Below are 1,303 nucleotides of genomic sequence, written 5' to 3' on the forward strand. Positions count from 1 at the left end.
CTTTTACAGCGCCTGTCGTAGGTATAAAGATGCCAGTAATTATTTTTGCAAGGGTTGACTTACCGCTGCCATTAGAGCCTATCAAAAACACCACTTCGCCACGCTTCAAGGTTAAATTGACTCCTTTTAAAATATCATCAGTAAGCGACTTATTTTCAGGTACACCTTCTTGTGTATGGTGGTTTATACCTTGATAGCGATAGCTCACATTGTTCAGTGAGATGGTCTGCCAGTCATTTGCTGCTATATTGGTTAAAAACGCTGGCTGATAATCAGCAAGCGCCAACGTCTGTATTTTATCTAACGCGACTTGCGCCGTTTGTAAAGTGGGATAAGCGCCAACGGCTTGTAGTAGGGGCGATTGCATAAATAAAATGGTCAAAGAAAAAGTGGTGGCAACGCTCATGGGAATATTCAGATAGTTTGAGACCGCAAAGACGACGCCAATCGCTGCAAACATCATAATGTTCGACCAATTCACTGCTGATAAGTGAAAGGTATCTGCTTTAATAACACGCTCTTTATAGGACTGGGCGTGACTCAAAAAATCATTGGTATACAGCTTTTGCGCGCGGTGCTGATTAAGTGCAAGCTCTTTTCGACCTTCGATAATAGATTGATAATCTTGATACAGAAGATCATTAATCTCCCTTAATTCTGTTAAGTGCTTATAAACGTGCTTCACCAAAATGGTGCTTATCCAAATCGTCATTACAATCCAAACCATGATGATCAGCAATAGTGGCAATGACAACCAACCCAAATATAAAGCGACTCCGCTAGATAAAATTACCCCTTGAACCAACTCTGGCATACGGACAAAGGCGACGGTAATCGATTGGATATCGGTAGACAAGCTGGCGAGTAGTTGGGCGTTTCCTAATTTGTCAATCTGCGGAATGTTGGTATCGATGATTTGTTTGACCAGCTTGGTTCTGAGCTCATACACAAATCTATGACCCAAGCGGGTTAGGGCATATTGTGATAAAAAAGTCGTGACCAATAGCAGAACCACTAACGCTGAAAAATAGCCTAAGCTCTGCCATGATAAGGTATTAAAAACAGGCTGACTGATAAAGGCGTGGTTAATATAAGCAATAATACCCACACTGACCGCCGCATTGACTAAATTCAATAAGATAACTTTGAGAAAAGGCAGACGATAATGCGACCAGATCATATGATATAGAGAAGCTGTAGCGCGAGAGGACATAAGGACTCAATAATAAAATGAATTTTGCGTATTTTGGTGGTGTGTCAGAAAGTATGCTGAAGAAATAAAGGAGGGTGACAGCCAAAGCAA

Annotated in this window: 1 protein-coding gene; it reads right to left on the reverse strand. The window is 41.3% G+C overall.

What is annotated here, in order from left to right:
• Positions 1-1,213, reverse strand: a 1,213-nt coding sequence (locus EI161_RS14400) for an ATP-binding cassette domain-containing protein (RefSeq protein WP_192529959.1), incomplete at its 3' end; no start/stop codon positions are given.
• Positions 1,214-1,303 lie beyond the last annotated feature (90 nt).

Origin of the sequence: Psychrobacter sp. FME5 (assembly GCF_014861375.1) — a bacterium.
GTDB lineage: Bacteria > Pseudomonadota > Gammaproteobacteria > Pseudomonadales > Moraxellaceae > Psychrobacter.